Source organism: Halomonas sp. H10-59 (genome assembly GCF_040070555.1).
GTDB lineage: Bacteria > Pseudomonadota > Gammaproteobacteria > Pseudomonadales > Halomonadaceae > Halomonas > Halomonas litopenaei.
In genome coordinates this window covers 3,675,758-3,702,003 of the sequence record NZ_CP098828.1, presented here as the reverse complement: position 1 = coordinate 3,702,003, position 26,246 = coordinate 3,675,758, and the positions used below count along the sequence as shown (strand labels likewise).

At 64.6% G+C, this 26,246-nt stretch carries 24 protein-coding genes; 12 read left to right on the top strand and 12 right to left on the bottom strand.

What is annotated here, in order from left to right; all coding sequences use genetic code 11:
* The first annotated feature begins 128 nt into the window (after positions 1-128).
* Complete coding sequence (locus NFG57_RS16065; protein ID WP_348814758.1) at positions 129-1,034, top strand: LysR family transcriptional regulator; 906 nt, start codon at positions 129-131, stop codon at positions 1,032-1,034.
* Positions 1,035-1,050: 16 nt separating this feature from the next.
* On the opposite strand, the gene NFG57_RS16060 is transcribed toward NFG57_RS16065, so the two are convergent.
* Entirely contained in the window at positions 1,051-2,229 is a 1,179-nt protein-coding gene (locus NFG57_RS16060; protein WP_348814757.1) for a TauD/TfdA family dioxygenase, read from the bottom strand.
* 164 nt (positions 2,230-2,393) lie between these two features.
* On the opposite strand from NFG57_RS16060, the gene NFG57_RS16055 reads away from it, so the two are divergent.
* The 3 genes from NFG57_RS16055 (at position 2,394) to NFG57_RS16045 (ending at position 6,090) form a co-directional block, all read left to right on the top strand.
* Positions 2,394-3,272: a LysR substrate-binding domain-containing protein gene (locus tag NFG57_RS16055; RefSeq protein ID WP_045991711.1), complete on the top strand. Its 879-nt coding sequence runs from the start codon at positions 2,394-2,396 to the stop codon at positions 3,270-3,272.
* 236 nt (positions 3,273-3,508) lie between these two features.
* Positions 3,509-4,846 (top strand): glycosyltransferase, encoded by a 1,338-nt coding sequence (locus NFG57_RS16050; protein WP_287164232.1) that lies wholly within the window; start codon positions 3,509-3,511, stop codon positions 4,844-4,846.
* Positions 4,847-5,013: 167 nt separating this feature from the next.
* Entirely contained in the window at positions 5,014-6,090 is a 1,077-nt protein-coding gene (locus NFG57_RS16045) for a sensor domain-containing diguanylate cyclase (protein ID WP_083970241.1), read from the top strand.
* 16 nt (positions 6,091-6,106) lie between these two features.
* On the opposite strand, the gene NFG57_RS16040 is transcribed toward NFG57_RS16045, so the two are convergent.
* The 10 genes from NFG57_RS16040 to glcD all read right to left on the bottom strand — a co-directional run bounded on the left by NFG57_RS16040 (position 6,107) and on the right by glcD (position 17,028).
* Positions 6,107-6,814, bottom strand: a complete 708-nt coding sequence (locus tag NFG57_RS16040) for a TVP38/TMEM64 family protein (protein ID WP_108132413.1) — start codon at positions 6,812-6,814, stop codon at positions 6,107-6,109.
* On the bottom strand, positions 6,811-7,656 hold the full coding sequence (locus NFG57_RS16035) for a M90 family metallopeptidase (RefSeq protein WP_083970243.1): 846 nt from the start codon (positions 7,654-7,656) through the stop codon (positions 6,811-6,813). The genes NFG57_RS16040 and NFG57_RS16035 overlap by 4 nt, the downstream gene beginning before the upstream one ends.
* A gap of 2 nt (positions 7,657-7,658) precedes the next feature.
* The gene (locus NFG57_RS16030) at positions 7,659-9,233 is read right to left on the bottom strand and encodes a bifunctional GNAT family N-acetyltransferase/carbon-nitrogen hydrolase family protein (protein ID WP_045991713.1); all 1,575 of its coding nucleotides are present in this window, start codon (positions 9,231-9,233) and stop codon (positions 7,659-7,661) included.
* A gap of 275 nt (positions 9,234-9,508) precedes the next feature.
* The gene (locus NFG57_RS16025; RefSeq protein ID WP_108132416.1) at positions 9,509-9,859 is read right to left on the bottom strand and encodes a hypothetical protein; all 351 of its coding nucleotides are present in this window, start codon (positions 9,857-9,859) and stop codon (positions 9,509-9,511) included.
* A 533-nt stretch (positions 9,860-10,392) separates the two neighbouring features.
* Positions 10,393-10,707: a hypothetical protein gene (locus NFG57_RS16020; protein WP_045991716.1), complete on the bottom strand. Its 315-nt coding sequence runs from the start codon at positions 10,705-10,707 to the stop codon at positions 10,393-10,395.
* A gap of 182 nt (positions 10,708-10,889) precedes the next feature.
* The gene (locus NFG57_RS16015) at positions 10,890-11,786 is read right to left on the bottom strand and encodes a DMT family transporter (RefSeq protein WP_348814756.1); all 897 of its coding nucleotides are present in this window, start codon (positions 11,784-11,786) and stop codon (positions 10,890-10,892) included.
* A gap of 141 nt (positions 11,787-11,927) precedes the next feature.
* Positions 11,928-12,329 carry a heme-binding protein gene (locus NFG57_RS16010; RefSeq protein ID WP_045991718.1) on the bottom strand — a complete coding sequence of 134 codons (402 nt, stop codon included), beginning with the start codon at positions 12,327-12,329 and terminating at the stop codon, positions 11,928-11,930.
* A 359-nt stretch (positions 12,330-12,688) separates the two neighbouring features.
* Positions 12,689-13,921, bottom strand: coding sequence for a glycolate oxidase subunit GlcF (glcF, locus tag NFG57_RS16005; protein WP_348814755.1), 1,233 nt, complete (start codon positions 13,919-13,921; stop codon positions 12,689-12,691).
* Positions 13,922-14,049: 128 nt separating this feature from the next.
* Positions 14,050-15,135, bottom strand: coding sequence for a glycolate oxidase subunit GlcE (gene glcE, locus NFG57_RS16000; protein WP_348814754.1), 1,086 nt, complete (start codon positions 15,133-15,135; stop codon positions 14,050-14,052).
* Positions 15,136-15,528: 393 nt separating this feature from the next.
* Positions 15,529-17,028 carry a glycolate oxidase subunit GlcD gene (gene glcD, locus NFG57_RS15995; protein WP_108448248.1) on the bottom strand — a complete coding sequence of 500 codons (1,500 nt, stop codon included), beginning with the start codon at positions 17,026-17,028 and terminating at the stop codon, positions 15,529-15,531.
* A 186-nt stretch (positions 17,029-17,214) separates the two neighbouring features.
* Here glcD and glcC point away from each other — a divergent pair, with 186 nt between their 5' ends.
* Positions 17,215-17,988 (top strand): transcriptional regulator GlcC, encoded by a 774-nt coding sequence (gene glcC / locus NFG57_RS15990; protein ID WP_045991722.1) that lies wholly within the window; start codon positions 17,215-17,217, stop codon positions 17,986-17,988.
* 46 nt (positions 17,989-18,034) lie between these two features.
* Here glcC and NFG57_RS15985 read toward each other — a convergent pair whose 3' ends face one another.
* Positions 18,035-18,694 (bottom strand): GntR family transcriptional regulator, encoded by a 660-nt coding sequence (locus tag NFG57_RS15985; RefSeq protein ID WP_348814753.1) that lies wholly within the window; start codon positions 18,692-18,694, stop codon positions 18,035-18,037.
* A 241-nt stretch (positions 18,695-18,935) separates the two neighbouring features.
* Here NFG57_RS15985 and NFG57_RS15980 point away from each other — a divergent pair, with 241 nt between their 5' ends.
* The 7 genes from NFG57_RS15980 to NFG57_RS15950 all read left to right on the top strand — a co-directional run bounded on the left by NFG57_RS15980 (position 18,936) and on the right by NFG57_RS15950 (position 26,190).
* Positions 18,936-19,412 carry a heme-binding protein gene (locus NFG57_RS15980; RefSeq protein WP_253553143.1) on the top strand — a complete coding sequence of 159 codons (477 nt, stop codon included), beginning with the start codon at positions 18,936-18,938 and terminating at the stop codon, positions 19,410-19,412.
* Positions 19,413-19,848: 436 nt separating this feature from the next.
* Positions 19,849-20,823, top strand: a complete 975-nt coding sequence (locus NFG57_RS15975) for a TRAP transporter substrate-binding protein (RefSeq protein WP_348814752.1) — start codon at positions 19,849-19,851, stop codon at positions 20,821-20,823.
* 62 nt (positions 20,824-20,885) lie between these two features.
* A complete protein-coding gene (locus tag NFG57_RS15970) occupies positions 20,886-21,452 on the top strand; it encodes a TRAP transporter small permease subunit (protein ID WP_071211091.1) in 567 nt (188 codons plus the stop codon).
* 13 nt (positions 21,453-21,465) lie between these two features.
* A complete protein-coding gene (locus NFG57_RS15965; protein ID WP_045991726.1) occupies positions 21,466-22,752 on the top strand; it encodes a TRAP transporter large permease in 1,287 nt (428 codons plus the stop codon).
* Between the two features lie 28 nt (positions 22,753-22,780).
* Complete coding sequence (locus tag NFG57_RS15960; protein WP_348814751.1) at positions 22,781-23,575, top strand: enoyl-CoA hydratase; 795 nt, start codon at positions 22,781-22,783, stop codon at positions 23,573-23,575.
* 25 nt (positions 23,576-23,600) lie between these two features.
* The gene (locus NFG57_RS15955; protein ID WP_045991728.1) at positions 23,601-24,788 is read left to right on the top strand and encodes a CoA transferase; all 1,188 of its coding nucleotides are present in this window, start codon (positions 23,601-23,603) and stop codon (positions 24,786-24,788) included.
* Between the two features lie 178 nt (positions 24,789-24,966).
* Positions 24,967-26,190 (top strand): aminotransferase class V-fold PLP-dependent enzyme, encoded by a 1,224-nt coding sequence (locus NFG57_RS15950; protein ID WP_348814750.1) that lies wholly within the window; start codon positions 24,967-24,969, stop codon positions 26,188-26,190.
* Positions 26,191-26,246: the final 56 nt, after the last annotated feature.

The following is a 26,246-nucleotide window of genomic DNA, read 5'->3' as shown; positions in this document are numbered from 1 at the left end:
CGCGCAGGCCACGGTGGTGCTTGGCGTGGAATCGGCGGGGGCAACGGGTGAGATTAGTCTAGCTCTTTACAGCGAGGCGATAATGGGGCTCGATGGCAATTCATTGTTGACCTCAAGTGGAGAAAAGGGTGGCATCGCTCGATGATCTGGCGTTCTTTCGTCAACTGGCCCAGGCCGGCAACCTGACCGCCACCGCACGCGAGTTGGGACTGTCGCTGTCGGCGGTCAGCAAGCGCCTGAAGCAGCTGGAGGCGCGGCTCGGGGTGGAACTCGCCACGCGCACCACCCGGCGGCTTACCCTGACCGCCGAAGGTGAGCGTTACCTGGCAAGGGGGGTAGCGCTACTGGATGAGCTGGCCGAACTGGAAGAGAGCCTGGGCGAGGATCGCAAGGCGCTGGCGGGACCGCTGCGGCTCAACGCGACCTTCGGTTTCGGCCGTCGCCATGTGGCGCCCTTGCTGTCCGAGTTCTGTGCCTTGCATCCGGGCATCGAGGCGTCACTGGAACTCTCGAACTTTCCCGCGCCATTGGTTGAGGGCGTGGATCTGGGCATCCGTATCGGCGAGCCCCCCGACTCGCGCCTGGTGGCCCGCCGTCTGGTGGCCAGCCGACGTGTTGTCTGCGCCTCTCCCGACTATATCGAGCGCTGTGGTCGGGCCGAGACTCCTCAGGCGCTGCAGCGCCACGCCTGTCTGGTTCTGCGAGAGAATGACAGCGATTTTGCGCTGTGGCGATTCGTCGACGCCGACGGTGTCGAGACGTCGGTCAAGGTCGGCGGGCGCCTTACCAGCAATGACGGTGAGGTCATCAAGCGACTGGCGCTCGATGGTCACGGGGTGATGCTGCGCTCCTGGTGGGACGTTCACGATGAATTGAAGGAGGGGCGCCTTGTCAGCCTGCTGCCGAGCTGGCAGGGGGTGCGTGCCGACTTCTTCGCGGTCTACGCCCAGCGCCGGCACGTCCCCGCGCGCTTGCGTGCGCTGGTCGACTTCCTCGCTCGGCGCCTGGCGGCCAGGATCCCGTCACTCGATTGAACGACTGCCGGCCCCGTCAGCCCTTGCGTGCCAGCACTCGCAGCCGGGATTCCAGCATGTCGCGGTCCAGGTAGGTGCCCTGGAGGTGACGCTCTCCGGTGGAGGGATCGAAGGCCTCACGTCCATGCAGTACCCGGCGGTTGTCGAAGGCCACCATCTGCCCGGGACGCAGGTCGAGGGCAATCTGATGCTGTGGTGCATGCAGCAGGGTCCAGAAGTGGTGGTAGGCCTCGTACCAGGGGGTGATCAGGTCGGCAGGCAGGTGCAGGGTGTCACGAATCCAGTTGTTGAAGCGAATCTCGCGGATGCGCCCATCCGTGCCGACGTCGATGACCGGCTCGCGGACGCCGATATCGTGTTCCTCGTCCTGGAAGCGAAAGTCGATGGCGGTCTCGGCCAGAAGCTGGAAGTGATCGGGGTTGGCCGCGCGCAGCGCCTCGGCGACCTGGATGCCGTCGGCGAAGATCGAGCCGCCGCCTTCGGCATCGTTCTTCAGGCAATACAGCAACTGCATGTCCGGCGGTTGGCGCCAGTTAGGCAGGTCGGTGTGCAGCGCCAGGGCAATCGAGGTGTAGGCCGCGTTGTTGGGGTTGGGCTTTGAAATGACGTCGAAGCGAGCCCCGAAGTTGGTGGCCTTGAGCGGGCCAATGCGCCGTGCCAGGCGACTGACCTCCTCGAGTTCCAGCGGCCCCTCGTCGAGCAGCACCAGGCCGTCGCGCAGCAACGCCGTGATCCAGGCTTTTTCGCCGTTGCCACCGGCCACCAGATCGGCATGCCGCACATGCTGGGGGGAAAACGGCGTCTGCCAGGCGACAGGCCGCGGCAGGCTGTCGATGACGGCCTCGCCGGGGCGACGCTGGTGCAGCCAGCCGGCGGCGAAGCGGCTGTGGTGTCCGTCCTGCCAGTCAAGGTGGAGCTGACCGTGCTCGATGCGGGCCTCGTCGAGCCCTGGAACGGCGGCCATCGGTGTGACCAGGCGTTCCCGGGTCAGCGGGTGGCGGCACTGATCACAGGCGCAGTGATCGCGCAGCCACAACAGAGGAAATTGTCCTCGGTCGCCGTTGTTCCAGACCAGCGAGAGACGCAAGCCTTCAGCGACCACGTCGGTCAGCGTCAGGTGCTGGGGCCAGGGGGCCAGTTCGTGCATATCGATGTGGCCGGCGTCGGCGGTCGAGGTCAACGAGGTGGTGCTCATGGATGGCTCCCAGGTGACGAGTGTTGACGAAATAGGTGACGAGTGTTGACGCCGATGGTGGAGGCTCGAGGCGATGGCGACAAACGACTAATATGACGCCTTAGGCCAAGCTTGGCTTATGACTGTCTTTTTCATTGACGCTAAACCATAGGGCCAGAAACCACATGCACCGACTTCCTCCTCTGCATTGGCTGCAGGCCTTCGAGGCCTCGGCAAGAACCCTGAGCTTTACCGCAGCGGGCCAGGAACTGTCGGTAACCCAGGCCGCCATCAGTCAACGTATTCGGCTGCTGGAGGACCGCCTGGGGCAGCCACTGTTCGTGCGCCACCCGCGCAGCCTGACGCTGACGCCGGCGGGCCAGGCCTGGTTGCCGAGCGTCCAGGAAGCCTTTGCGCGGCTCGATGAGGGCACCCTGGAGGTGTTCGGCGTGACCCCGGATCGTTCGGTGACGCTGCGCACTACGCCGGCGCTTCAGAGCCAATGGCTGGCGCCTCGTCTGGCACGATTTCACCTTACCCACCCCGAGGTGACCGTGCGTGTGGTCAGCGCCGTCTGGAGTTCGGATTTCGGTGCCGAAGGGGCCGATATCGAACTGCGCTACGGCCAGGGAGAGTGGCGCGGCATGGAGTCGATCTCTCTGGGGGCGTCGTCGTTGTTGCCGGTCTGTACGCCGCCGCTGGCAGGGCAGCTCGTCTCGCTGGATGCCCTGGCCGGGCAGACCTTGCTCCACGCGGCGGGCTTCGCGGCCGGCTGGCCGGCCTGGCTGGAGCACGCCGGGCGCAAGGATCTGTCGAGCCACTGTCACAGTCTGATCTGCGACAACCTGTCCATGGTGATGGCCCTGGCCCGGCAAGGGGCGGGGGTGGCGCTGGTGCACCGCTGCCTGCTGGAAGATCCCCAGGGGCTGGTTGCCCCGTTTGACATCGAGGTGCCCACCCGCGAAGGATTCTGGTTGTGTCGCCCGCGCAGTGCGCAGGGCAGTATCGAAAGCGAACGGCTATGGCGCTGGCTGGCGGGCGAGGTGGCGCCAGGGCCATCGTGACAACTTTGTCGGCAAGAGGTCAGGCCTCGGCACTTTGCTCCAGGAGGACTGGGGCTGAGCCGATCGAGTCGGTATGATCGTGCCCGCTGATCGAGCGCTATCGCTGGCGGGCGCTGGCGCTCGTAAGAGCATAGAATTGAGAATTAGGGTGCCGTCCGGCTCCCGCCTGCACCGCACCCTGGGATTGTCGCCGCCGGGGTGCGGTCCATCATCTGTTTCGGGAGACTGCTGCCGCCGTGAATGTGTTGATGTTCACCAACACCTATGCGCCGATCGTCGGTGGTGTCAGCGAGTCCGTGCAGCGCCTGAAGCACCAGTTGCAGCGGGCGGGGCATCGTGTACTGGTGGTGGCGCCTCGGCTGGAGGGACAGCCGCAACACGAGCCGGATGTGGTGCGTGTCGTCGCGGTGCAGCATTTCAACGGCAGCGACTTCTCGCTGCCGGTGCCAATCCCCGGACAACTGTTCGACGCCATCGAGGCTTTCGAGCCAGACATCGTTCATTCACACCATCCCTTCCTGCTGGGCGACACCGCGGCGCGCGCGGCGGAAACCTACGGCCTGCCACTGGTGTTCACCCACCACACGCTGTACGAGCACTACACCCACTACGTGCCGGGGGATTCCTCGCGGATGCAGCGCTTTGCGGTGGCGCTGGCGACCCAGTACACCTGGCTGTGCGATGAGGTGATTGCTCCCAGCGAGAGCGTCAAGCAGCTGCTGGTCCAGCGCGCCGGCAACCCGGACATGACGGTGGTGCCCAGCGGAGTGGACACTTCACTCTTTGCGACGGGCAAGCGTGATCGCTGGCGGGACCACTTCGCGATCCCCGCTGATGCCCGGGTGATCGGCCATCTTGGTCGGCTGGCCAAGGAGAAGAATCTGGCATTTCTGGCGGGCGCGGTGTGCCAGGCGCTGGTCGAGGATGCCGAGGCCTGGTGGCTGGTGGTAGGAGACGGTGATGCCCGAGAAGCGGTGGAAGCCGCCGCCGATCGTCATGGGGTGAGCGAGCGTGTCTGTTTTACCGGCTGCCTGCACGGGCAGGCGCTGATCGACGCCTACCACGCCATGGACGTCTTTGCCTTTGCATCACACAGCGAGACCCAGGGCATGGTGGTGGCCGAAGCAATGGCAGCGGGGCTGCCGGTGGTGGCCCTCGATGCCCCTGGCGTTCGCGAAGTCGTGCGAAATGGCGAGAATGGACGGCTGCTGGCGCATGAGGATGAGCAGGCCTTCGCCCTGGCCCTGGCCGAATGTACCGACGCACGATACTGGCCGGCCCTGCACGAGACCGCCCTGAGCACGGCCCAGGCCTACGACGAGGCTCGCTGCGCCGAGCGCTGCCTGCGGGTCTACCGCCTGGCGATCGCCCGCGGCGGCCCCTTCACCCACGCCGATGACGGCGGCTGGGAGCGTGTACGCAGCCGACTGGGCGCGGAGTGGCAGATGCTACGCTACCGAGGGAGGGTGCTACGCCACCTGGTCCAGGAGGAGTGGCGTGAAGAGTGGCGTGAGGAGCGGCCATCCTGGTGGCCCGGCCAACATGAAGACGAACCCGAACTGCCGTCGAGGTGACGCCGCTTGCTGATTCAAGACACCTAGGTTTAAACGCACAAAATTTTCCGAATAGTGCGTTCATTCATTTTATGCTCATGTGACTCGGCTTCACCAGGAGAGCACGATAGAATCTCCAAAGGCTTCGTTTCTTCGGTTGGATAGAGCGAACAGCGCTCGGTGAGGGTATGACGTTGGAACAGACACGGCAGGACAGCAAGCGATCATCGTCGGCGCAGCGTGATGACGACGCCGTGTCCCTGCGCGCGGATCTGACCATCGAGTTACCGATACGCTTCGTGCATGAGCTGTCCGCGGCCGAATCGCTCCAGGACGTGCTGGATACGGTGGCACGCTGGTCAAGTACGGTGTTTGGCGCCAACCGCGCTTCCATCACTCTGGCGCAGTCCGAGACCGAGCTGACCCTGATCGCCATGGAAGGTAACAACGCCATCCCGATGGATCAGCCTGTGCCGATCTACGGCACCATGGTCGGACGTGTCTATCGCACTCGCCAGGCGGAGTACGCCGAGCGTTTTGACGGGAGTCCCGATCTCGACTGCCAGATGCTCAGTGCCAAGGGGCTAGGGTGCTGTCTCGATGTCCCGATGATCAGCGGCAGTCGCTGCGTGGGCACCATGAACATCGCCCACGAAAGCCCGAATGCCTTCACCGATGAAGATCGTGAGCGCCTGCAGGCCATGGCCCACTGGGTCGCCGCCAGCATACGCATCCATCATCAGATCGAAGAGATGGAAGTGCTGTCCGAGACCGACCCCCTGACCGGGGTGTGCAATCGTCGCGCCTTTGCTACCCGTTTTGCCACCCTGGCCAAGCGCTGGCAGCGCGGCAAGGGAGCGCTGGGTGTCGCGCTGGTCGATCTCGATCACTTCAAGTCGATCAACGATACCTACGGCCATGAATCCGGGGACAGGGTGCTGGTCGCCGTGGCCAAGGCGCTCGACGCAAGCTTTCGCAAGTCGGACCTTATCGCCCGCATGGGGGGAGAGGAGTTCTGCGTGGTCATGGCGGACGTCGACAAGCCTGCCTTGATGTCCGCCCTCGAGCGTTTCAACCTTGCCCTGTCCGAGCTGGAGATACCCGTCGCCGATAGCGTGATACGCGTCACCGCCAGTATCGGTGCGTTGCTGATCGACAGTGACAGCGCTGACCTCGACAGCCTGGTCAATCAGGCCGATCAGGCGATGTACAAGGCCAAGACCAATGGTCGAAACCGAGTCGAGTTCGTGCACGTGACGCAGTAGGTCAGCCGTGGCGGTGCTACTTGCTTTCCACTTGTCTGGATGATCCCCGATCGGCCTTTCTCCCGTCGGCCCAGCGCTTGAGTCCGACCAGCAGGCCGACACCCAGCGCCAGGCCACCCAGCGCATAGAAGATCTCGCTGCGACTGTCGGCGGTGATCAACTCGCCCAACTGGCTGCCGAGCAGGGTGACCCCGGCCAGGCCCGGGGCGATGCCCAGGGTGGAACCGATCAGGTAGTCGCGAAAGCGCAGATGGAAGGCTCCGGCCATCATGTTGGTCAGGGTGAAGGGGGCCAGCGGCAGCAGGTTGACCAGCGTCATGGTGCGGATGCCGCGTCCCGACAGGTAGCGTGACAGGCCGTTCAAGCGCTTTCCCCCGTAGCGCAACAGCGCATCGCGGCCAAGCTTGCGACCGACCCACCAGGTCAGGCAGGAGGCCGACAGGGTACCGATCAGGGCGTAGCCGAAGCCCCACCAGGGGCCAAATACCAGCCCGGTCGCTGCCACCAGCAGACTCAGCGGAAACATCACAAGCGATAGCCCTGCATAGACAGCAGCCACCACGACGATGGCCCAGGGGCTGTCGCGCCACGCCGTGCCACCCTGGGAAAGCTTCATCAGGGTGTCGACGGTAAGCAGGTCATGCATGGCCAGCCACTGCCAGGTCAGTCCCAGCGCTGCCAGCACGGTGATGGCCAGGGTCGGCAGTAGCCAGCGCCTCGTCATCGGGGGGATTCCTGAGTGGCGGGTGAGGGTGCGGGATGGTCGTTATCGGCAGTCAGCGCCCATGTGAGGGGCTGCTGCTGAAAGTAGCGACAGAGCAGATCGTAGAGTCCCGGGTAGGCCTCCATCAGACGGTCGGGGGCGCTGAAGAAGGTCTCGCAGCAGACGGCAAAGCACTCGCCGGGATGGCTCGCGGCGTAGTCATCGATGGGCGTGGGGTCGCCTGCTTCGAGGCGCTTTTGCAGATCCTGCCAGACCGCCGTGAACTCGCGATGCCACTCCCTGGAGGCGATGGTGACCGGCAGTGGTGGAAATCCGTCGACGTCCTGAGAATTGCCCATGTCGAGCTTGTGGGCGAATTCATGGATGACCACGTTGAAGCCATCCAGGCCACCGCTCTCGACCAGATCGGGAAAGGCGATCACCACCGGCCCCTGGTAGAAGGTCTCGCCGGCGCGCTCGTCCTCGTAGACGTGCATCACCCCGGCCTCGTCCATCTCTTCGACCTGGCGACGAAAGGCGTCGGGCAACACCAGTACTTCGTGCACGTTGGCAAAGGCTTCCTGGTGCTCGTGCTCGCTCCAGCCCAGCGTCAGCAGACAGGCCTGGGCCGCCAGGGCCAGGCGTTCCTCGCTATCCAGTGCCGCAGGGTCCAGGTCCGGGTGAAGGCTCAGACGCTTGTCGTGAAGAAACCGCCAGGCACGCTGGCCCAGGCGCTGGGCCGAAGCCTCGGGCACGCGGGCCAGCAAGGGCAGGCGCGCTCGGGCGCCTGCCCAGGTGGCGGCGGGGAAGGGGTGGCGGGCATCGAAGCGGGCCGCCCGCCAGCGCTTGAGTCGTGACAGCACGACTAGCTGTCGTCCTGGTCCCTGGCGCCGGACTTCCACGACCAGTCGCGCAGGCGCAGGTCGAACAGGTCCTTACGGCGGTCCTTGAGGTTGGTCACCGAGCCCTCGGCGCGCACCACGGTCAACCGCGACAGATCCAGGTCGGAGAACATGATCATCTCGGTGTTGGGGGTGGTCTCTGCCATCACTGCGTCGTGGGGGAAGGCGAAGTCGGAAGGCGAGAACACCGATGACTGGGCGTACTGGATGTCCAGGTTCTCGATGGACGGCACATTGCCGACGCTACCGCACAGCACCACGTAGCATTCGTTCTCGATGGCTCGGGCCTGGGCGCAGTGACGAACCCGCAGATAGCCGTTCTTGGTGTCGGTCCAGAAGGGCACGAACAGCAAGTCCATGTCCTGATCGGCGAGCAGTCGGCCCAGCTCCGGGAACTCCACGTCGTAGCAGATCAGGATGCCGATGCGTCCGGCATCCGTCTGGAATACGCACAGATCCTCGCCGCCCTCGATCACCCAGTCGCGGCGCTCCTGGGGGGTGATATGCAGCTTGGCCTGGCGCTCGATGGAGCCGTCGCGGTGGCACAGGTAGGCCACGTTGTAGAGGCGTCCGTCGTCACCTTCCTCGATCATCGATCCGGCGATGATGTTGATGTTATAGGCCACCGCCATGCGCGACATTTCGGTCTTGAAGCGCTCGGTGAAGCCGGCCAGAAAGCGGATGGCCGCCATCTGGTCCTGCTGGGCGGCGCGGTCCTGAAGGCCCATCAGCGGTGCATTGAACAGCTCCGGGAAGACCGCAAAGTCGCTCTGGTAGTCGGACAAGGCATCGACGAAGTACTCGACCTGCTGCAGCACCGCCTCCACCGAGGCGAACTCGCGCATCTGCCACTGCACGGCGCCGACTCGAACCTGGGTCGGACGACTTTCCAGCATGCGTTCGGCCGGCTCGAACAGGATGTTGTTCCACTCGAGCAGGGTCGCGTAGCCCTGGGACTTCTCGTCTTCCGGCAGATACTTGCGCAGCAGGCGCTTGACCTGGAAGTCGTTGGACAACTGGAACGACAGGATCGGGTCATGCAGCTCCTTGCGCGAGACCTTGTCGATGTACTCGCTCGCCGACATGCTGTCGGCCACCCGGTGATACTCGGGGATGCGTCCGCCGGCCAGGATGGCCTTGAGGTTGAGCTGGCGACAGACCTCCTTGCGCGCCTCGTAGAGGCGACGGCCAAGGCGATAGCCGCGGTAGTCGGGGTCGATCAGCACGTCGATGCCGTACATGGCATCGCCGTCCTTGGCGTTCTGGATCGTCTCGCGCTTGCCGATCAGGTCGTCGTACTTGTGCGGGTTGGAGAACTCCTCGTAGTCGACCAGGGCGGTAAGCGCCACGCCGATGACCCGGCCGTCGTCCTCGATGACGATCTGGCCGTCAGGAAACTCCGCCACCAGCCTGTCGATGGTGATCCTGGGCCAGGCTCCGCCGATGTCGTGGTAGACCTTGTCCATCAGCCCCTTGAGCTGAGGGTAGTCGTCACAGGTGAGGTTACGGAGATTGAGCTGAAGATCATCGAGGGACATGAAGCGTTCCTCCGGAAATGGACCGCATAGTCTAACATGCCGCCCAGGGCAAGGCGGAACGAGGTGTGCAGCATAGCGCAAAAGCATAAGCGTTATGCATCTAAAGCTCGGGGGGCAGTAGTGCACATCAAGGGAAGCATGAAGCGCTGGAGAGAGCGCTGGAAAGAACGCGTCCAACAAACAGCGGGCCTTGCCACGACAAAGGCCCCGCCGTAGCGGAGCCTTGGGATGCTGCGTGCAAGCTCTGCAGCGCAGGTGTCCTGCAATCTGGAGGCTTAGACGTCGTTTTCCGGCTCGTTGGCCGAATCGACACCGCTGTCTTCCACCAGGTCGCCCTCGTCCAGCGCCGACTGGCTGTCGCTGGCGGAAGCGTCGTCGCTGGGCGCGTGGTTGGAGTCGACACCGCCATCCTTGACGATCTCGCCTCCGGGAATGGCGCCATCTTCGCCCTCGGCCTTCGCTGAATCGTTGGAGGAGTCGACGCCGCTATCTTCAGGCATGACTTGCTCCTGCTTCATCTCTTCGTCTCCCTCGGCGTGGTGATCGGCCAGGGCGGCGCTGGAGAACAGGCCGATCAAGCCGGCCAGGGCGAGGCGCTTCAGCAGTGTGGTCTGGTAGGTGTTCATCGTAGTACCTCCGGGTTGTAGCTGTTGATGATGCTCTGATGACGGCCCAACGGCATTCCCGTCGTCGACCTTTCATTGTCCGTCGCTTCATGCGGGGACTGAAGGGTGGGGGGCGGGATGTGGGGCGGGTCGTGAGCAGGCCTGCTCGCGACATATTGCGTCACCTTCCTGGTGACGCCATCGAGTGGGTGGCCTGAGCCCTTCCGTGGGCCCTGTGTTCTTCCCTGTCGGTGTCGGGCACTGAGCCTGTCCGCTGGCTCTGTTGGGCTTCCTGCCCAGCGGTTCCGTCCTGGAACCTCTTGCGACCATCCTGGCCGCTATCACGCGGCGATGACTGCCACGCGGCTGTTCGGGTCAAGGCCTGGGCCCTTCCGTGGGCCCCGAGATCGTCCATGGGGATATCGGGCGCGAGCCTGTCCATCGCTCAGTCGTGGGCGTCCTGCCCTGCGGTTCCTTCCTGGAACCACCGGCAGCCATCCTGGCCGCCATGCCGTGGCGAGTCCCTGCCACTATGACCATCCGTGGCCTGGCGATTATTCGGTGTCGTTGGCGGAGTCGACGCCGCTATCCTCTGCCAGCTCACCCTTCGGCTGGGTCTCGGACATGCTGTCGTCGGCTTGCTCGGCGCTGTTGGAAGAGTCGACGCCACCGTCTTCGACGAGGGGCTTGTCGGCATTCATGGCGCTGTCATCGGCCATGCTGGAAGAGTCTTGCTGTTCGGTCACATTGTTTGAGGTATCGACGCCGCTTTCCTGGGCTTCGTTTTCCTCATGGTGAGCGGCCATGGCCATGCTGGAGAACAGTGCCATTGTGCTCATGAGTGCTGCGGCCTTGACGATGTGTTTCATGCGGAACCTCTCGTCGCTGGATTTGCAGAGGCCGTTGGCGTCCTGTGCTCAACGGTTGTACTAAACCTATACAACGCATGGTGGTTTTGCAAATACGGACGTTATTCTTGTCTAACTATGGTTAGCCGTTTCAGCGACATCTTGACGTCCTCGGCCCTTGTGACGGGGCCGCGGGACGAAAGTCAGCGGGCCTCGCCGTGACGGCGGATCGGCTGCCGGAAGGTCTGGGCCGTCAGTACGCCGGCAAGCACCAGAGCGCCGCCGCTGAGGTGGTACCAGCCAAGCCGTTCGCCGAGCCAGAGCATGGCGATCAGGGCGCTGAACAGCGGCATCAGGTTGATGAAGATGCTGGCGCGGCTGGCGCCGATGTGGCGAATCGCGAACATCCACAGATAGGTGGTGATGATAGAGGCGGGGATGCCGGCGTACAGGATCAGGCCGGCGTTGCTTGTGTCGATCGGTGTCATTGGGCCCAGCAGGTAGGCCGGCAGCAACAGCAGGACGGCGAACACCGCTTGAACGTAGAGCATGACCCAGGGCGATATGGCAAGCGGCCAACGCTTGAGCATGACCCCGTAAAGGGCGTAGCAGGTCGCGGCCACCACCATCAGCGCATCGCCAGGGGCCACTTCCAGGTTGGCCAGGACGGCGATGTCACCTCTGCCGAGTAGCCACAGCACGCCCGCGAGAGCCATCACGCCGCCCAGGCAGCCGCCCCAGCTAGGTGGCTCACGCAGCACCAGGGCGCTGAGCAGAATCGTCAACAGCGGCACCATGGCCGCCAGAATGCCCATGTTGGTGGCGCTGGTAGAGGCCGCCGCGACGTAGGCCAATCCTTGCCACAGGGCCATGCCCAGCAGTCCCAGAAGCGCAAGCTTGGGCCAATGCGCGGCGATGGCGTGTCGCTCGCGCCAGCTCTGGCGCCAGACGAAGGGCGTCAACACGGCCACCGCCAGTAACCAGCGCAGGAAGGCGATGCTGCTGGGGGCGATGGTGCCGACGGTCAGCTGGTTGATGGTCATGTTGCCGGACCAGATCAAGACGGCGCCCAGGGGGGCCAGAAAGGGCAGGAGGGGCATCGGGACGGGGCCATGTCATCGAGAAGGTCTGGCGGAAAAGGCACCGCCGCCAGTCAAGGCGGCGGTCGATAACGCAATACCAGTTGTACAGCAGGCTTGTACAGGATTCGAGTGACGTATCACTGTGTCCTGCCCAGGCGTTTAGCCGATAGCGGCGGCACCGGCCTTGGCGACCTGGATGTCCTGGTCCGGCTTGACGCCGGAGATGCCCACGGCACCGGCCACCTGGCCGTCGATGATCACCGGTACGCCACCGGACATCAGGCCCTCCATGGGCGCCGACAGGAAGGCGTTGCGGCCGCCGTTGATCATGTCTTCGAAGACCTGGGTCTCCTTGCGACCGATAGCGGCGGAGCGGGCCTTGGCCATCGCGACGTCGGCACTGAACGGTGCAGCGCCGTCGAGGCGGCGCAGGCCCAGCGGGTAGCCGCCATCATCGCTGACGACGATGGTCACGGCGAAGCCATTGGCCTCGGCTTCCTTCTGGGCAGCGTCGAGGATGGCGTTGACCTGGGACTGGTCGAGGTAAGGCTTGGTCGGCATGGGGAGTCCTTGTGATTGAGGGTTGTGGTTAATATGGAAAATATTTTCGTTTTTAGTCTAGGCGCTCTGGGCCTGTCTGACCAGAGCCTCGTCGACGATCTCGATCCAGTGGCTCTCGCGCTAGCCCAGCGCTTCATAGACGATCTCGATCCAGTGGCGCACCGGGGCGCGGTTGGTCGCAGCGAGATGGGTCTGGCACCTGAACATTTCAGCGCGGTGACCATCCGTCCTTAGCCAAGGGCCTCATCGACGATCTCGATCCAGTGACGCACCGGGGTGCGGTTAGTCGCGGCGAGATGGGTCTGGCAGCTGAAGATGTCAGCGCGGTGACCATTCGTCCATTACGCCATGATCACATGCTAGCCCAGCGCTTCATCGACGATCTCGATCCAGTGGCGCACCGGGGTGCGGTTGGTGGCAGCGAGATGGGTCTGGCAGCCAATGTTCGCGGTGACAACCACCTCCGGCTTGCCTTCCTCCAGCGCGTCCATCTTGTTGTCACGCAACTGGCGTGACAGTTCGGGTTGGGTGATCGAGTAGGTGCCGGCGGAGCCACAGCAAAGGTGACCATCTCGCACCGGCGTCAGGGTGAAGCCCATCCTGGCCAGGACCGTTTCCACCGCGCCATTGAGCTTCTGGGCGTGCTGCAGGGTGCAGGGGCAATGGAAGGCCAGGCGCTGGTCGGCGCGCACGTCGAGGGTTGTCAGGTCTTCCTGCCCCAGCACCTCGACCAGGTCCTTGGCGGCCTCGCTGACCCGGCGTGCCTTCTCGGCATAGTCGGGGTCGTCGGCCAGCACTTCGACATACTCCTTGACGAAGGCGCCGCAGCCGCTGGCGGTCTGGATGATGGCCTCGCAACCGGCGTCCAGGTGAGGCAGCCAGGCGTCGATGTTGCGTCTGGCTCGCTCGCGTCCGGCTTCCTGGGCGTTCAGGTGAAAGTCGATGGCGCCGCAGCAGCCGACCTCGGGGGCAGGCGTCAGGCCGATCCCCAGGCGGTCCAGCACGCGGGCAGTGGCGGCATTGGTGTTGGGCGACAGGCCGGGCTGCACGCAGCCTTCGAGAATCAGCATCTGGCGCGGATGACGCTTGCCGTCGGGGCGCTTGCCAGCGTCGACCGGGGCCGGGGGCATCTTGCTCTTGAGCGCCCCGGGGACCAGCGGCTTGAAGGTCTGGCCCAGCGCCAGCAGGGCCTTGAACCGGCCGGGCTCGACCAGTGCCTTGCGCAGGCCGAAGCGAAGCGCCTTGTCGGAGGTGCTGCGCGGCACACGCCGCTCGATCTCGGCGCGGCCGATATCCAGAAGCTTGTGGTACTCGACGCCTGAGGGGCAGGTCGTCTCGCAGTTGCGACAGGTGAGGCAGCGGTCGAGGTGAAGACGGGTTTCCTCGGTGATCTGGTCGTCGTCTTCAGGGCTTTCGAGCATCTCCTTCATCAGGTAGATGCGGCCTCGCGGACCGTCGCGCTCATCGCCAAGCAACTGGTACGTCGGGCAGGTGGCATTGCAGAAGCCGCAGTGGACGCAGCTTCTCAGGACTCTGTCGGCCTCGCGAATGTGCGGCTTCTCGAGGTCTTTTTCGCTGAAATGGGTCTGCATGTTGTTATCCGCTAGTCATGGTCGAGGCCCGGACCTTCGCCGGGGCCAAACGGGGGATCAGGTCGTCTGTCGATGGCTGTCCGATCATGCCGCCTTCGCCGGGCGGCTGTGATCGTTCAGCGCCCGGTCTACCAGTCCGGATACAGTCGGCGCGGATTGAAGATGCCGTCGGGATCGAGCTTGCGTTTCACCCGCTGGTGGTACTTGGCGACCACCGGCTGCAGTGGCGTGAAGGGCTCGGCGGTGCCCGGTGTGAAGCAGGTGGCGTGGCCACCTGCCTGGGCGACGGCGTCGCGCAGCGACTCGGCGTCGACCTGCCCCTTGAGCCAGCGCTGATTGCCGGCCCAGTCGAGCAGCAGTTGATGTGGCTCGACGCCGGCGATGTCCAGGCTCGGGGTGTTGGTCGGCAGGCTGATCCGCCACAGCGGCGTGCTGGCGTCGCTGAAGAAGGGCAGCGACAGGTCTCTGAGCCCGCGCCAGAAGTCGGCCTCGAGGGCGTCCCCGCCGATCGCCTCGCGGGTGGCGGCCACCGAGCTTGCACCGCCTTCGAGACGCAGATGCAGGGCGCCACTGTGCCAGGCCGCTGCGCTCAAGGGGAGCGGCTTGCGTCCCCATTCGGCCAGACGACTCAGAGCCTCTGACTGGGACATTTCCAGACGCAGGCTGGCGCTGGCGGTGGGTAGCGGCAGCACCTTGAGGGTGACTTCGGTGATCAGTCCCAGGGTGCCCTGGGCGCCGACCATCAAGCGTGACAGGTCGTAACCTGCCACGTTCTTCATGACTTCGCCGCCGAAGCGCTGTTCACGCCCCTGGTGATCGAGTACCCGCAGGCCCAGCACGAAGTCTCGCACTGAGCCGGCCCAGGGGCGGCGGGGGCCGGACAGTCCGGCGGCGATGGTGCCGCCGACGGTGGCCTCGGCACCAAAGTGCGGGGGTTCGAAGGGCAGCATCTGGCCCTGGTCGGCCAGCGCCTCCTCGAGTTCGGAGAGAAGGGTGCCGGCACGCACCGAGACAATCAGCTCGACCGGATCGTAGCTGGTGATACCGCGGTGTTCGCGGGTGGATACCGGCGTACCTTCCACCGGGCGGCCATAGAAGGCCTTGGTGTTGCCGCCGACGATGCGAAGCGGACGTTCGGCGCTTGCCGACTGGATCGCTTCGGACAGAGCCGCCAGGCCGTCGAAGGCGGAAGGGGAAACGTCATTGTTGGACATGGTGGTACCTGAATTCCGACAAAGAGGGACAAACGTCGACAAGGCGCGACACACGGAGCACGGCAGCGCTGCAAGGGCGTCACGGTCGACGGCAGGAGACGAGGCTTGCCGCCTTCCTGTCTGAACCGTGCCCCTTTCCTGCGGCGCCTGGAAGCGTGGCGGCTCCGGCTAGAACCTTGGCAGTTCCGGGTGCGGCAGCTCGTTGTTGTGCACCATGCATGGCACTGAACCTTGATCGCGCGCAGCGCGCCAGAGTCGGGACGCTCTCGTGGCTGTCATGGCTAGAACCTCGGCAGTTCCGGGTGCGGCAGTTCGTTGTTGTGCACGTGCATCGCACTGAACCTTGATCGCGCGCAGCGCGCCAGCGTCGGGACGCTCTCGTGGCTGTCATGGCTAGAACCTTGGCAGTTCCGGGTGCGGCAGCTCGTTGTTGTGCACGTGCATCGCGCCGAACTCGGCGCACCGGGCCAACGTCGGGATGTTCTTGCCTGGGTTGAGCAGTCCTTCTGGGTCGAAGGCGGCCTTGACCGCGTGGAAGGCGGTGATCTCCAGGCTGTCGAACTGGGCACACATCTGGTTGATCTTCTCGCGGCCGACGCCGTGTTCACCGGTGATCGAACCGCCGGCTTCCACGCATAGCTCGAGAATCTTGCCGCCCAGTGCCTCGGCGGTTTCGAGTTCCCCTTCGCGGTTGGCATCGAACAGGATCAAGGGGTGCATGTTGCCGTCGCCGGCGTGGAAGACGTTGGCCACCTTGAGCCCGTACTGCTCTGACAGATCGCTGATGCCCTTGAGCACCCTCGGCAGCTCGCGGCGAGGAATGGTGCCGTCCATGCAGTAGTAGTCCGGCGACATGCGGCCGACCGCAGGGAAGGCGTTCTTGCGACCGGCCCAGAACTTGGCGCGTTCGGCCTCGTCGCGGGCGAGCTGAACGTCGCTGGCGCCAGCCTTGGCCAGCACTTCACGCACGGTCTCGATATCGTCGTCCACGTCGGCCTCGACGCCGTCGAGCTCACACAGCAGGATCGCCTCGGCGTCCACCGGGTAGCCGGCTCGGATGAAGTCTTCGGCGGCGCGGATGGCCAGGTTATCCATCATCTCGAGGCCACCTGGGATGATACCGGCGGCGATGATGTCACCGACCGCGGCGCCGGCCTTTTCCACGTCATCGAAACTGGCCATCAGCACCTTGGCGGTCTCGGGCTTGGGCAGCAGCTTGACGGTGATCTCGGTGACCACGCCGAGCATGCCCTCGGAGCCCATCATCAGCGCCAGCAGGTCGAAACCGGGGCTGTCGAGCGCCTCGGAACCGATGGTCATGCGCTCGCCCTCGATGGTCATCACCTCTAGCCTCAGCACGTTGTGTACGGTGAGGCCGTACTTGAGGCAGTGCACGCCGCCGGCGTTCTCGGCCACGTTGCCGCCGATCGAGCAGGCGATCTGGGAGGAGGGGTCTGGCGCATAGTAGAGCCCGTAGGGTGACGCCGCCTCGGAAATGGCCAGGTTGCGCACCCCGGGCTGGACCCGGGCGATGCGGGCGTCGGCGTCGATGTCGAGAATCCGATTGAAGCGCGACATGACCAGCAGCACGCCTTGTTCCAGCGGCAGGGCCCCACCGGAAAGTCCGGTGCCAGCGCCGCGGGTGACCACCGGCACGCCGAGTTCACGACACTGCTTGAGCAGCGCCTCGACCTGGTCCAGGCGCTCTGGCAGGGCCACCAGCATGGGCAGTACGCGGTAGGCCGACAGGCCGTCGCATTCGAAGGGGCGCAGGTCTTCCTCGCGGTGCAGCAGGGTGAGGTCGGGGACCACGCGGGTGAGTTCGGCGAGCACCTCGTTCTTGTCGCGCCGTGGCAAGGCGCCGTCCAGGCGTTCGTCATAGAGGATGTTCATGACGCTTCCTCGGTTGAGCTAGCACGGTCGTGCGGCTAATGATGGTTATTGTCTGCACTACAATCTGCGTTGTCTTGACCTCGGTGTCCAGATTTTGGTTTGCTGGTCTGACCAGTTATTGGCAGATGTGCTCGGTTCAGGGCATCAATACGGACGACGAACCACGCACGCTGCGGGAGGCAGGACATGTGGGACAACGAAGAACGACTGGCACCGAGCAGCACCTCCCAGGCCATCGCCTCGAAGCTGGAGACGCTGATCCTTGACGGTGTCTTCCGCCCTGGCCAGCTGTTGCCCTCGGAACGGCGGCTGTGCGAGCGGCTGGGGGTGGGGCGTTCCTCGCTGCGCGAGGCGCTTGGCAGCCTGCGAAGCAAAGGCGTGATCGTGACTCGCCAGGGGCGTGGCTCCGAGGTGGCGCCGTTGGTGGAGGCGCCCCATGCCACGCCTTTGATGCACCTGTTTCGCGAGCACCCACGCACCCTGTATGACCTGCTCGAGGTGCGTGCGCTGCTGGAAGGGGAGTCGGCGAGCCTGGCCGCGAGCCGCGGCACCGCCTCGGACAGGGTGCTGATCACCCGTCGCTACCGCGAGATGGCGGACTACGTGGACAAGGCGGACCCCCTCGAGGTGGAGCGCCTGGCGCGGCTCGACCACGCCTTCCACCTGGCGATCTGTCAGGCGTCGCATAACCCGGTGCTGGCGCATACCCTGCAGAGCCTCACCGACCTGCTGCTGAGTTCGGTGTTCGCCTCGGTCAAGCACCTCTATCATCGTCCTGACGCCAGGGACATGATCAACCGCCAGCACGCCCGCCTGCACCGCGCGGTGGTAGAGGGCAAGCCACAACTGGCGCGGCGGGTGGCGCTGGAGCACCTGTCCACCATCGGTGACATGCTGCGCGAGATCGAGGCCGAGGATCAGCGTCTGGAGCGCTCGGCCATGCGCCTGGAAGAGTGGTAAGTGCCGGGACGACAGCAGAGACTTCTGCGCGCCGTCCGGGGACCTGCTATTCCTCGTCGATGATGCCGCTGACGGCGGCTACCTCGAGCTTGTGGCCGAGGTGCGCGCGCAGGATGTCGCCCAGGCGCTTGCCATCGCGGGCCTCGATCGCCTCCAGCATGGCCTCGTGGTCGGCGACGGCCTTGGCCCAGTTGGCCGGGCCCATCTCGACGCTGTAGCGAATGCGCTTCACCCGTTGGCTCAGGTTGTTGTACATCTCGATCAGCACGTCGTTGTTCGACGCGGCCAGGATGCACTCGTGGATCTGCTGGTTGACCTCGAAGTAGGGGGCCAGCTCCTGACGCTGGTAGTGGCCCAGCATCAGCTGATGCAGACGACGGATCTCCTCGACGTCGGCGTCTGTCAGGTGCTGACAGGCCAGCTCACCGGACAGGCCTTCCAGGGCGCCCATGACGTCGTAGGTATTCTTGACCCCACGCCGGGTCAGTCGCACCACGCGGGAGCCTCGGTTGGGCAGGTTCTCGACCAGCCCTTCGGACGTCAGCACCTTGAGGGCTTCTCTGAGCGGGGTGCGTGACACACCGAAGGTTTCACACAGGGCCTTTTCGGCGATCTTCTCGCCGGGCAGCAGGCTGCCTTGCTCGATCAGGTCGCGGATCCTGTCGGCGACTTCCAGGTACAGGCTACGCGGCTGAATCTTTTCCATGGCGGATTTCCCGGGCTCATCATCGTTTGACGGTCGAACGCTTGACGGTTCAACTTTTCCGTATTGTGAATTCATTATTCAAATTATGCGAGTGTTGGTGAGCGTATTTGGCCAGGCACTCGGGTAACCCTGTGAGGCAGAGAGGGGCGGGGAGCCGAGCGGCGTCGATCGATTTTCGACCGCTGTCTTGCTGCCTGCCTTTTCTTTTCTGTCTTTTCTCATATCTTGCGCTGGAGTTGCTATGGCCGGAAACGTATTTCTTGCACAGGTACAATTGTCGCGTCAGTCGGCGCGGCAATTGCTCGACGCCGCCTTCGCCTTTGCCCGCAAGGGCGAACTGCCTCCTCTGACCGCGGTGGTGCTGGACGCCGGCGGCAATCCGGTGGCGGCCGAGCGTGAGGACGGCTGCAGCCCGCTGCGCTGGCCGGTGGCCAACGGCAAGGCCTACGCGGCGTTGGGTATCGGGGTATCCAGTGGTACCACCGGCGAGCGTAACCGCGAGCGTCCCGCCTTCCTGGCGGCGGTGGCCGAGGCCTCCGGGGGCCGCTTCGTGCCGGTAGCGGGGGGCGTGCTGATCCTCGATGACGACCAGCGCATTCTGGGCGCGGTCGGTGTCAGTGGCGCCTCTTCGGCCGACGATCAGGCCGCCGCCATCGCTGGCATCGAGGCGGCAGGCTGGCAAGCCGGGCTGGAGCCCGATATGGCCCCCGATCCCTGATCCCGGTCTGGCAACTGTCTGGCGACAGGGACGGGTGCCAGACCCGACAGCAAGTGACAGAGCGAGCCTTCGAGCTCGCTTTTTTTGTGTATGTCTCCAGGGATGCAGCAAGGGAACGAGTGGCTTGGATAGTTCGTTGTTTCGATATAAACCATTGAAATTTAAGCAACAAATGTTCTCTAAGGCGAGTTTGCGAAAGACAAAAGTCTAATACCTAATTTTGAATTATGTATCCATATTGACCCTGACCCAGCGGGAAGCGACTCCTGTCCCCAGGCCCTGAACGCCCTGGAAACGGAAAGCTCAAGTGACGGAATCCGCGACTGACGGAACCGTTACGTGAAGAGCACGCCAGCTCCCGTTGAGGCTTCCTCCAGGGTGCCAGTCGGCGCCCACCGCCAGACCACGATGGACAACAACAATCGGAGTGAGGGTTATGAAACTGCTGAAGACCGTACTGGCCGCATCCGTACTGGCGCTTGGCGTCGGTGCCGCTCAGGCCGACGAGGTGCAGATCAAGTTCGGCCACGTCGGTGGCCCGGGATCACTGTTCGAGAAGACCGCCAACGAGTTCGCCCGTCTGGCCAACGAGCGCCTGGAAGGCGAGGCCGAGGTGGTGACCTATGGCTCCAGCCAGCTGGGTTCCGACGAGCAGATGCTCAACAAGCTCAAGCTCGGCACCATCGATCTGTCGCTGCCGTCGTCGATCATGAGCAGCGTGGCGCCGGAATTCTCGCTGTTCGAGATGCCCTACCTGATCGAGGACCGGGAGCACCTCGCCCGAGTCCGCGACGAGGTACTGCGCGATGTCCTGTATCCGGTCGCCGAAGACAAGCGCTACCGCATCATCGGCATCTGGGAGAACGGCTTCCGCCAGATCACCAACAACGTCCGCCCGATCGTGGTCCCTGAGGATCTGGACGGCATCAAGCTGCGTACCCCCAACGGTGTTTGGCGGGTCGAGATGTTCAAGAGCTACGGCGCATCACCGGCGCCCATGGCGCTGTCCGAGGCCTTCGTCGCGCTGCAGACCGGCGCCATGGACGGTCAGGAAAACCCGCTGGTACAGATCTATTCCCAGCGCTTCCAGGAGGTCCAGGACTACCTGTCGCTGTCCAATCACGTCTATTCCCCGGCCTATGTGCTGGCCGGTGCCAGCTGGACCCGCTTGCCCGAGCACGTCCGCGAGGTGCTGATCGAGACCGCCGAAGAGGTCGAGGCCTTCGCACTGGAGCAGGGCGCCGCGCTTGACGAAAGCCTGGTCAGCACCATGGAAGAGGAAGGCATGGAGGTGAACGAGGTCGACACCGACGCCTTCGTCGAGGGTTCCCGCGGGATCTACGAGAAATTCGCCGCCGAGGTGGAAGGTGGTGAGGAACTGTTGTCGCGGGTGGAAGCACTGCGCGAATAACGCCTGTCCACTGCGGCCTCTCCACTTTCGGTGAGGCCGCATCCACCTTCGGAGGATGCTCTGTGCTTACCACCATTTCCGCGGCCTACCAGAAGATTCTGGAGGTCATCGTCTTTCTCAATGTGCTGGCGCTGACCCTGGTGGTGACCATCGGGTTCGCGTCACGCCTGTTGGGCTCTCCTTTCAGCTGGTACGACGAGGTCGCCTCGATCGGACTGGCCTGGCTGACCTACTACGGCGCCGCCCTGGCCGCCCTCAAGGGCGCCCATATCGCCTGTCCCAGCGTGATCAACATGGTTTCGCCGTCCATTCGCCTGCCCATCGCGCTGCTCGCCGAGGCGATCACCATCGGCTTCTTCGTGCTGCTCGGCGTCACCGGTTTTCAGGTGGTGCAGATTCTTGAAGGCTCCACCCTGGTGAGCCTGCCCAGCATCTCGGTGCAGTTCACCCAGTCGGTGATTCCGATCGGTGCCGCGATGTTCATTCTCGCCCAGCTGCTCAGGCTCCCCGAGGTTATCCGGGCGGCCAAGGGAGCCGGCTTCGTCGATCACGAGCTCGAAGAGGCCGGGGTGCTGGCCGACGACGTGCGTACCGACGATTCACCCACCGGTCCGCAGCGCGCCAGCTGACGAGGAGAACCCCATGATCATTGCTTCCATGTTCTTCGGCCTGATCGGGCTGATACTGATCAACGTGCCGGTGGCCATCGCCCTCGGCCTCGTCGGCGCCCTGGCAACCGTGGCCAGCTACGGCACCCTGGCCCTGCCCAATGTCGGCATGGTGATGTTCGACGGTGCCACCAAGTTCCCGCTGATCGCGATTCCGCTGTTCATCCTGGCCGGCGCCATCATGAACGCCTCGAGCATCTCGCGCCGTCTGATCGATCTGGCCTCGGCCATGGTCGGCTTCATCAAGGGCGGTCTCGCCATGGTGACCATCGGCGCCTCGATCTTCTTTGCCGAGATCTCTGGCTCCGCCGTCGCCGGTGTCTCGGCGATCGGCTCGATCCTGATTCCGGCCATGCGCAAGAAGGGCTACTCCAAGGAGTTCGCCGCCGCCATCTCGTCCTCGGCGGCGAGCCTGGCGATCATCCTGCCGCCGTCGATCCCGATGATCCTCTACGCGGTCATGTCCGGCGAGTCGGTGGTCAAGATGTTCGTCGCCGGCATCTTCCCTGGTCTGCTCGGCGCCCTGGGGCTGGCGGCCATGTGCTACTTCCTGGCACGTCGTCACAACCTGCCGGCGGAGCAGAGCTTCCAGGCCTCGCGTCTGTGGGAGGCCTTCAAGGGCGCCATCTGGGCGCTGCTGATTCCGGTGATCATCCTCGGCGGCATCTTCGGCGGCATCGTCACCGCCACTGAAGGCGCGGCGCTGGCGGTGGTCGTGGCGATCTTCATCAGCGCGGTGATCTATCGCGAGTTCAGCCTCAAGATCTTCTACAAGGCCTGTCTCGATGCTGGCGTGCAGACGGCGGTGGTGATGCTGCTGGTGGCTTCCTCTGCGGTGGTCGGTCTGTATCTGACCGAGACCCAGATTCCCCAGCAGCTGGCCAACTCGATCGCCGAGATGACCGACAACAAGTACGTGGTACTGGCGCTTCTGAACGTCATCTTCCTGGTGCTGGGCATCTTCCTGCACTCGGCGGCGGCGATCATCCTGGTGGTGCCCATCGTGCTGCCGCTGGTGACCGCGGTGGGCATCGATCCGCTGCACTTCGGTCTGATCGTGACGCTGAACCTGGCCATCGGCCAGCAGACCCCGCCGGTGGCCAGCGTACTGATCGCTTCCTGCTCCATCGCCAAGGCCGACATCTGGGCCACCACGCGCACCAATCTGTGGTTCCTGGCGGTGCTGTTCGTGATCCTGCTGATCAACACCTACGTGCCCGCCGTGGCCCTGGCGCTGGTCAACCTGATCTACGGCGTGTGATCGCGACCACCACAAGGAGAACAACGACATGAGCGACAACGATCAGGGCCAGGTGCACTACCACAGCGAAGATGGCGTCGCCTGGCTGACCTTCGATCGCACCGCCAGCCGCAACGCCATGACCTGGCAGATGTACGACCAGCTCGAGGCCCACTGCGAGACCATCGAGAACGACCCGGAGCTGGTCGCGGTAGTGATGCGTGGCGCCGGCGGCGAAGCCTTTGTCGCCGGCACCGACATCAAGCAGTTCGCCGCCTTTGACAAGGGCGAAGACGCCATCGCCTACGAGCGTCGCATCGACCGGGTGGTCGGGCGGGTGGAGACCCTGCCGCTGCCGACGCTGGCGCTGCTGGAAGGCTTCTGTGTCGGCGGTGGCGCGGCCATCGCCCTGGCCTGTGACTTCCGCCTGGCGACACCGAGTCTCAAGTTCGGTATCCCCATCGCCAGGACGCTGGGCAACTGCCTGTCGATCACCAACGTCTCGCGGCTGGTCGAGCACGCCGGCATCGCCCGGGCCAAGCAGGTACTGATGGCGGGCGAACTGGTACGTGCCGAGGAGGCCCTGGCCCTGGGGCTGGTCGGCGAGATCGTCGACGCCGAGGCCATCGAGGCGACGGTGGCCGAGCGGGCGCAGGCGTTCAAGGAGCGTGCCCCCTTGACCGTGCGGGCGGCCAAGGAGGTGATCCAGCGGGTCATCGAACAGCGCCGCCCGGCCTTCGACGCCAGCGACGACTGGATCGCCACCTGCTACACCAGCCGCGACTTCAAGGCCGCGGTGGACAAGTTCGTCAACAAGACACCCTTCCGCTGGCAGGGTCAGTAAAGGCCCTGGGGCAAGGAGAACCACAATGCTGCCACTCGATGGGATCAAGGTACTCGACGTTTCGCAGATCATGGCCGGCCCCTACTGCACCATGGTGCTGGGAGACATGGGCGCCGAGGTGATCAAGGTCGAGAAGGCCAACGGCGGCGACGACAGCCGCCAGATGGGCCCCTACGTCGAGGATGAATCGACCTGTTTCGCCCAGATCAACCGCAACAAGAAGAGCATTTCGCTCAACCTGAAAGAAGAGAAGGGCCGCGAGGTGTTCTATCGCCTCGCCAAGGAAGCCGACGTGGTGGTCGAGAACTATCGACCCGGCGTCACCCAGTCGCTGAAGATCGACTACGACAGCCTCAAGGCGATCAACCCGGGGCTGATCTACTGCTCGATCTCGGGCTACGGCCAGACCGGTCCGTCGCGTCACAAGGGCGGCTTCGACCTGGTGGCCCAGGGCATGAGCGGGCTGATGTCGATGACCGGCGAACCGGGCCGGCGTCCGCTCAAGACCGGGGTCGCCGTCTACGATATCGGCGCCGGGCTGACCGCCATCTACTCGATCCTGGCGGCCTATATCCACCGTCAGCGTAGTGGCGAAGGCCAGCACCTGGACATCGCCATCGCCGAGTGTGGCCTGCCCTGGTTCACCTGGGAGGCGGGTGCCTACTTCTCCGAAGGCCGAGTGCCCGAGGCCACCGGCTGGCGCCATCGGGTGTCCGCGCCCTACCAGGCGATGCGGGTACGCGACGGTTACATGATGCTCGGCTGCGCCAACCAGCGTACCTGGGAGCGCTTCTGCGAGGACGTCATCGAGCGCCCCGAGCTGATGGTCGACGAGCGCTTCAAGACCAACCTCGACCGCGGGGCTAACGTCGAGGCGCTGGAAGCCATCCTCGAGGACATCCTCGGGCAACAGGATCGCGCCTACTGGCTCGATCGCTGTGACGCCGCCGGGGTGCCGGCAGGGCCGATCAACGACTTCGACCAGGCCATGCATGACGAACACTACCTGGCCCGCGAGATGGTGCTGGAGGTCGATCATCCGACCATGGGGCGGATGAAGACCCTGGGCTTTCCCAGCAAGTTCTCGGCGACCCCGTTGGCGATTCGCCAGCCGGCGCCGCTGTTCGCCCAGCACACCGACGAGGTGCTTGGGGAGATCGGGCTGGCAGCGGACGAGATCGACGCGCTGCGTCAGCAGGGTGCCGTGCGCTGACACCGGCACCACCGTGATCGGCAGCTAGCGTCTGGCATGTCGCCGAATCGGTGGGGCGGTGCCACCATAAAAATTGCATTCATTATTACAGATTATTACAAGAGGGGCGCGGCAGCGCTTGGCGCCCGAACAGCTATCCAGGCGTCGCCCAGTGCGACGCCTGGCCAGGAGGCCTTACATGCTGAATCTCGACTTTCATCCCAGCGGACGTCACTTCCTCCAGATCCCCGGCCCCTCGCCGGTACCGGATCGTATCCTGCGGGCCATGAGCCTGCCGACCATCGATCACCGTGGCCCGGAGTTCGGCGCCCTCGGGCGCGAATTGCTCGGCAAGGTCGGCAAGATCTTCAAGACCGACAAGCCGGTGATCATCTATCCGGCTTCCGGTACCGGGGCCTGGGAGGCCGCCCTGGCCAATACCCTGTCGCCGGGGGATCAGGTGTTGATGTTCGAGACCGGCCACTTCGCCTCGCTGTGGCATCGTCTGGCCCTGCGTCTTGGACTCGAGCCCGAGTTTCTGGGCCTGCCGGGGGCCGAGGGCTGGCGCCACGGTGTCCAGGCCGACATGATCGAGGCACGCCTCAAGCAAGACACCGAGCAGCGAATCAAGGCGGTGTGCGTGGTCCACAACGAGACCTCCACCGGTGTTACCAGCGACATCGCCGCGGTGCGCCGCGCGATCGACGCCGCCGGTCATCCGGCGCTGTTGCTGGTCGATACTATCTCGGGGCTTGCCAGCGCCGACTATCGCCACGACGAGTGGGGTGTCGACGTCACTATTTCCGGCTCCCAGAAGGGACTGATGCTGCCGCCGGGGATCAGCTTCAACGCGATCTCCGACAAGGCCCTGGCCGCCAGTCGCGAGTCGCGGTTGCCCAAGAGCTTCTGGGCCTGGGACGAGATCCTCGAGGCCAACCAGGGGGGCTACTGGCCCTATACCCCCAATACCAATCTGCTCTACGGCCTCAACGAGGCCATCGACATGCTGCTGGACGAGGGGCTGGATAACGTCCTGGCCCGCCATCAGCGCTGGGCGGCGGGTGTGCGCGCGGCGGTGAACGCCTGGGGACTCGAGATCCAGTGCCAGGACCCCGAGGTCTACTCGCCGGTGCTGACCGGCGTGGTGATGCCGGAGGGCGTCGACGCCGATGCCGTGCGCAAGCTGATCTACGAGCGCTTCGACCTGTCGCTCGGCACCGGGCTTGGCAAGGCCAAGGGACGCATGTTCCGTATCGGCCACCTGGGCGACTGCAACGACCTGACGCTGATGGCGACCCTGGCCGGCTGCGAGATGGGGCTGAAGCTTTCCGGGGTGAGCCTTGCCGGCAGCGGCGTCGAGGCTGCCATGGCGTACTTCTCCGAGAACCCGGCGCCCCACGTGGCCCGCCTTGCTCGCGATTGAACCACCGCCCGCCCGTCGGCGGCGCTGTCGCCGACGGTCTACCCAGGGTTATCAAG

What these genes read in the sequence shown, in the direction of transcription:
- NFG57_RS16060 (WP_348814757.1), bottom strand. Translation starts at nt 2,229, where the DNA reads ATGAGCACCACCTCGTTGACCTCGACCGCCGACGCCGGCCACATCGAT.
- NFG57_RS16055 (WP_045991711.1), top strand. Translation starts at nt 2,394, where the DNA reads ATGCACCGACTTCCTCCTCTGCATTGGCTGCAGGCCTTCGAGGCCTCG.
- NFG57_RS16045 (WP_083970241.1), top strand. Translation starts at nt 5,014, where the DNA reads ATGACGTTGGAACAGACACGGCAGGACAGCAAGCGATCATCGTCGGCG.
- NFG57_RS16040 (WP_108132413.1), bottom strand. Translation starts at nt 6,814, where the DNA reads ATGACGAGGCGCTGGCTACTGCCGACCCTGGCCATCACCGTGCTGGCA.
- NFG57_RS16030 (WP_045991713.1), bottom strand. Translation starts at nt 9,233, where the DNA reads ATGTCCCTCGATGATCTTCAGCTCAATCTCCGTAACCTCACCTGTGAC.
- NFG57_RS16025 (WP_108132416.1), bottom strand. Translation starts at nt 9,859, where the DNA reads ATGAACACCTACCAGACCACACTGCTGAAGCGCCTCGCCCTGGCCGGC.
- NFG57_RS16020 (WP_045991716.1), bottom strand. Translation starts at nt 10,707, where the DNA reads ATGAAACACATCGTCAAGGCCGCAGCACTCATGAGCACAATGGCACTG.
- NFG57_RS16015 (WP_348814756.1), bottom strand. Translation starts at nt 11,786, where the DNA reads ATGCCCCTCCTGCCCTTTCTGGCCCCCCTGGGCGCCGTCTTGATCTGG.
- NFG57_RS16010 (WP_045991718.1), bottom strand. Translation starts at nt 12,329, where the DNA reads ATGCCGACCAAGCCTTACCTCGACCAGTCCCAGGTCAACGCCATCCTC.
- glcF (WP_348814755.1), bottom strand. Translation starts at nt 13,921, where the DNA reads ATGCAGACCCATTTCAGCGAAAAAGACCTCGAGAAGCCGCACATTCGC.
- glcE (WP_348814754.1), bottom strand. Translation starts at nt 15,135, where the DNA reads ATGTCCAACAATGACGTTTCCCCTTCCGCCTTCGACGGCCTGGCGGCT.
- glcD (WP_108448248.1), bottom strand. Translation starts at nt 17,028, where the DNA reads ATGAACATCCTCTATGACGAACGCCTGGACGGCGCCTTGCCACGGCGC.
- glcC (WP_045991722.1), top strand. Translation starts at nt 17,215, where the DNA reads ATGTGGGACAACGAAGAACGACTGGCACCGAGCAGCACCTCCCAGGCC.
- NFG57_RS15985 (WP_348814753.1), bottom strand. Translation starts at nt 18,694, where the DNA reads ATGGAAAAGATTCAGCCGCGTAGCCTGTACCTGGAAGTCGCCGACAGG.
- NFG57_RS15980 (WP_253553143.1), top strand. Translation starts at nt 18,936, where the DNA reads ATGGCCGGAAACGTATTTCTTGCACAGGTACAATTGTCGCGTCAGTCG.
- NFG57_RS15975 (WP_348814752.1), top strand. Translation starts at nt 19,849, where the DNA reads ATGAAACTGCTGAAGACCGTACTGGCCGCATCCGTACTGGCGCTTGGC.
- NFG57_RS15965 (WP_045991726.1), top strand. Translation starts at nt 21,466, where the DNA reads ATGATCATTGCTTCCATGTTCTTCGGCCTGATCGGGCTGATACTGATC.
- NFG57_RS15960 (WP_348814751.1), top strand. Translation starts at nt 22,781, where the DNA reads ATGAGCGACAACGATCAGGGCCAGGTGCACTACCACAGCGAAGATGGC.
- NFG57_RS15955 (WP_045991728.1), top strand. Translation starts at nt 23,601, where the DNA reads ATGCTGCCACTCGATGGGATCAAGGTACTCGACGTTTCGCAGATCATG.
- NFG57_RS15950 (WP_348814750.1), top strand. Translation starts at nt 24,967, where the DNA reads ATGCTGAATCTCGACTTTCATCCCAGCGGACGTCACTTCCTCCAGATC.